This window comes from Frankia sp. QA3, from assembly GCF_000262465.1.
Lineage (GTDB): Bacteria > Actinomycetota > Actinomycetes > Frankiales > Frankiaceae > Frankia.
Genome location: NZ_CM001489.1, coordinates 1,064,400 through 1,068,655, shown reverse-complemented (window position 1 = coordinate 1,068,655; position 4,256 = coordinate 1,064,400). Strand labels below are relative to the sequence as shown.

Below are 4,256 nucleotides of genomic sequence, written 5' to 3'. Positions count from 1 at the left end.
CGCGGGCGTCGAGGCCCCACCACCGCAGGACGAACCCGTGCTGACCGCACCGACGCCGACCGGCGCCGGCTGGGAGGCCACCCTGCGGGTCTCCGTGCGGACCATGCCCCACCTGCTCGACCATGCGCTCAACGCGCAGCGCCCCGGCTGGCCCGACGACGCCGACCGGCGGCCCGTGGTGGCGGCGACGACGACCGTCCGGCTGATGATGGACGCCGCCGAGCGGGCGTCGGGCCGGATCGCCGTCGGCCTCGCCGACGCCCGCTTCGACGCCTGGCTGCCCGCCGCGCCCGCCCGCGAGGTGGCGGTCACGATCGCGCCGGTGGGGCCCGACCGGCTGCTGGTCACGTTCGCCGGCTACGCCAGCGCGCAGGTCGTCGTCGCGGACCGCTATCCGGCGTCCCGGCCGGCGCGCTGGCCGGTCGACCCGGCCGCCGAACAGCCGCCGATCATCAGCGCACGGGACTTCTACCGCGAACGCTGGATGTTCCACGGCCCGGCGTTCCAGGGCGTGACGGCGCTGCTCGGCCACAGCGCCCACGGCGTGCGCGCGGTGCTCACCGGCACCCGCGCGCCCGGTTCGCTGCTCGACGCCGCCGGGCAGCTGCTCGGCTACTGGATCCGCACGCAGGCCCGCGACGGACTGGTGCTGTTCCCGGTGCGCATCGGCGGGGTGCGGCTGTACGGGCCGGAGCCGGCGCCGGGCACCCCGGTGACCTGCCAGGCCTGGGTGACCTGGCTCGACGACCAGTGGGTCCACGCCCACCTGCAGCTCGTCGACGGCGCCGAGGTCTGGGCCGAGGTCGAGGGCTGGGTGGACCGCCGCTTCGGCCTCGACCCGGCGCTCGACGAGGCGTTGCGCCACCCGGATCGGCACCCGTTCGCGCTGGCGCAGCCCGGCGGCTGGGTGCGCGTCACCGAGCAGTGGCCGGACCTGGCGACGCGGGAGCTGGTCCTCGGCAGCGTCACCGGCGCCGCCGAGCGGGCGGACCACGACGCGACCCCGCCGCCGGCGCGTCGCGCCTGGCTGCTGCGCCGGATCGCGGCGAAGGACGCCGTGCGCACCCGGCTGTGGGCGGCGGGCCACGGCCCGCTGTTCCCCGCCGAGCTGCACGTCACCGACGCGATGACCGGCACCGCTGGGGCTGGCAGCACTGGTGCCGGCAGCACTGGTGCCGGCAGCGCTGGGGCCGCCACGACGGTGGCCGGCGCCCACGGCGGCGCGCTCGCGCCCTTCGCGCTGTCGGTCGCCCACGACGCCGGGTTGGCCGTGGCCATCGCGCGGCCCGCGACCCCGGCGAGCGGCGGCGTCGGCATCGCGCTCGCCCGGATCGACCCGGCCGACGCGGGCCCGCCGCATCCGCCGGGCCCCCCGCACCCCCCGGCCGGGCCGTCACGCCTCGACCGGTCCGGCCGTGGCGGACCCAGCCGAGGACCGGCTGCTGCGCCGGCTCGGCGGGGACGGCCAGGGTGACACACCCCGCTGGCGGGCCCGGTTCGCCGCCGCCCGGCAGGCCGCGATCCGAGCCACCGGCCACACCGCCGCCCGGGTTGTGGCCGCGGGCCTGGACGGCACTCTGATCGTCGCGGTCGGCGCCGACCCTGATGGCGGTCCCGGCGGTCCCGGCGCGCCGCTGCCGCAGCGGTACGCCGTGGGCTACGCCGAGATCGACGCGCCCACCGCGCAACAGGAGCACGCCACCGCGCTCGCGCGGCACCGGTACGTGGTCGCCTGGACGACAGGGGCCGCCAGTCGAGAGGAGTCCCACCATGACGCACGATGACGAGCTGTCCGGCACGCTGCTCGCCGAGATCGGCGCGATGATCGCCCGCATCCTGGAGAAGTACGGGCTGGGCGACGTGCGCGTCGAGATGACCACGGCCTTCCACGACGACCTGGAGATGGAGAGCATCGACCTGGTGACGCTCGGCGGCATGCTCGCCGAGCGGTACGGCGAGAACGTCAGCCTCGCCGAGTTCCTCGCCGAGAAGGACCTCACCGAGGTCATCGCGCTCACCGTGGGCGACGTCGTGGGGTTCGTCCGGTCCCGGCTGGGCGCCCCGGCGGGTGTGGACTGACCGTGCCGATCATCGACGTCAACGGCAACGACCTCCACTATCTCCACGAGCGGGGCAAGCCTGCGCGGACCGTCCCCGCCGGCGCCGACGGGGGTGGCCCGGCCGACCCGGCGGGCGCCGCGGGCCCGGCGCCGACACTGGTCTGCGTGCACGGCCTGGGCACCGACAGCCTGGCCAGCTTCTACCTGACGATGGCCGCCCCGCTGGCCGCCGCCGGCATCGACACGGTGTTCTACGACCTGCGCGGGCACGGCAACAGCGGCCGGCCCCCGCGCGGGTACACCGTCGGTGACTTCGTCGCCGACCTCGCCGGCCTGCTGGGTGCCCTGGGCCTCGACGAGCCGGTGCACCTGGTCGGCAACAGCTTCGGCGGCACGATCGCCTACGGCTTCGCGGCCGTGCACCCCGACCGGGTGGCGAGCATCGTCACGATCGAGGCCGAGCCGCCGACGCAGCCGTGGGCCGACCGGGTGGGGGTGATGCTGGAGAACACCCGGCGCGACCTCGGCCGCGAGGACACCTACACCTGGCTGCAGAAGACCTTCGGCTCGCACTACGTCCGGCTGTCCCGGCTGGCCTACCGGCGCCTGCAGGAGACGTCGATGGCCGAGGAGATCCCCGAAGGTCCGCTGCTCGGCCTGGAGGATCTGGCCCGCATCCACCATCCGGTGCTGAGCGTCCTGGGCAGCGACGGCTTCCAGGCCGAGGACCCCTACCTGTTACAGAGCGTCCTACCGAACTGTCAGACGGTGATAATCCCGGATCAGGATCATTCGGTGCTCGTCGAGTCGCACCGGCGGGTCCGCGACCTGACGATCGACTGGGTGCGCCGGCATCAGGTGGTAGGCGTCCCCGCGCGCGAGCAAGCGTGAGCACCTTCCTGTTCGTGGTGCCGCCGCTGGCCGGGCACATCACCCCGTTGGTCGCGGTGGCCGGGCGGCTGCGCGAGCGCGGCCACCGGGTGGTCTGGTCGGGCGAGGAGTCGATCGTGCGGCGGCTGGCCGGACCGGACGCCGAGGTCCATCCCTGCCTGGCCGGGCCGGTCGACGTCGACGTGCGCGGCGCCGAGCTGCGCGGCTACGCCGGGGTCCGCTTCCTGTGGGAGGAGTTCCTCGTCCCGCTGGCCGAGGCGACCTATCCGGCGGTCGCCGAGGCGGCCGTGCGGTCGGCCGCGGACGTGCTGGTCTGCGACATGCAGGCGCTGGCCGGGCCGCTGGCGGCGGCGCGGCTGGGCCGGCCGTGGGCGACGTCGGCGACGACGTCGGGGCCGCTGCGGGACACCTTCGCGGCCACCCCGAAGGTCCAGCGGTGGTTCGACGACCTGCTCGACGGACTCATCGCCCGCACCGCCGGCGGGAGCGCGGCCGGCGGGAGCGCGGCCGGCGGGAGCGCGGCCCGGCGGGAGCGCGGCCGGCGGACCGCCGACGCCCCGCACGCTGCGGCTGTCCCCCCATCTGGTCATCGCCTTCACCACCGAGGCGCTGGCCGGGCCCCCGGGCGGCGACTCGCTCATCGGCCCGGACGGTCCACCGACCGCCTGGGTCGGCCCGTCGCTGCCACCGCCGCGTTCCGACCCCCTCCCGGGAGACCCGGGCGGGCCGGCGAGGACCGGCGAACCGGAACCGGGCGGCGCGCCGGAACCCGGTGGCGGGCGTGAACCGGGCGGCGCGGCGGCGGCCGGGGCGTTCCCGTGGGAGCGGCTCGATCCGGGCCGCCGGCTCGTGGTGACCAGCCTCGGGACCGTCAACGGCCGGGTGAGCGGGGAGTTCCTGCGGACGTGCGCGGCGGCGCTACGCGCGCTCGGCGGCGGCGGCGTGCAGGCCGTCATCGCCGACCCGCTGGGCGCCGTCGAGCCGGCCGCCGTGCCGGACGGCGGCGTCGTCGCGCCGTTCCTGCCACTGGTCGACCTGCTGCCGCGGGCGGCGGCGGTCATCTGCCACGCCGGTCACAACACGGTCTGCGAGGCGCTCGGGCACGGCGTGCCGCTGGTCGTCGCGCCGATCCGGGACGACCAGCCGGTCATCGCCCAGCAGGTGGTGGACGCGGGCGCGGGCATCCGGCTGCGCTTCGCCCGGGCCACGCCGGCGATCGTGGCGGCGGCCGTCCGCGAGGTCCTCGACGACCCGAGTCACCGGCTGGCCGCGGCCCGCATCGGCGCGTCGTTCCGGGCGGCGGGC

General features: G+C 76.7%; 6 protein-coding genes. All 6 read left to right on the top strand.

The genetic code is table 11. From position 1 onward, the window contains the following. Nucleotides 1–1,474, top strand: a 1,474-nt coding sequence (locus tag FRAQA3DRAFT_RS04185; protein ID WP_198287023.1) for a polyketide synthase dehydratase domain-containing protein, incomplete at its 5' end; no start/stop codon positions are given. Beyond that, complete coding sequence (locus tag FRAQA3DRAFT_RS04180; RefSeq protein ID WP_035920556.1) at nucleotides 1,416–1,784, top strand: hypothetical protein; 369 nt, start codon at nucleotides 1,416–1,418, stop codon at nucleotides 1,782–1,784. The genes FRAQA3DRAFT_RS04185 and FRAQA3DRAFT_RS04180, both read left to right, overlap by 59 nt. Beyond that, nucleotides 1,771–2,079, top strand: a complete 309-nt coding sequence (locus FRAQA3DRAFT_RS04175; protein WP_009737821.1) for an acyl carrier protein — start codon at nucleotides 1,771–1,773, stop codon at nucleotides 2,077–2,079. Before FRAQA3DRAFT_RS04180 ends, FRAQA3DRAFT_RS04175 begins: the two co-directional genes overlap by 14 nt. Before the next feature lie 2 nt (nucleotides 2,080–2,081). Further along, nucleotides 2,082–2,951 carry an alpha/beta fold hydrolase gene (locus tag FRAQA3DRAFT_RS04170; RefSeq protein WP_009737820.1) on the top strand — a complete coding sequence of 290 codons (870 nt, stop codon included), beginning with the start codon at nucleotides 2,082–2,084 and terminating at the stop codon, nucleotides 2,949–2,951. Next, nucleotides 2,948–3,736 carry a glycosyl transferase family 28 gene (locus FRAQA3DRAFT_RS36650; RefSeq protein ID WP_009737819.1) on the top strand — a complete coding sequence of 263 codons (789 nt, stop codon included), beginning with the start codon at nucleotides 2,948–2,950 and terminating at the stop codon, nucleotides 3,734–3,736. Before FRAQA3DRAFT_RS04170 ends, FRAQA3DRAFT_RS36650 begins: the two co-directional genes overlap by 4 nt. A 67-nt stretch (nucleotides 3,737–3,803) precedes the next feature. Further along, nucleotides 3,804–4,256: glycosyltransferase (locus tag FRAQA3DRAFT_RS36645; protein ID WP_304412979.1), on the top strand; the 453-nt coding region annotated here is incomplete at its 3' end.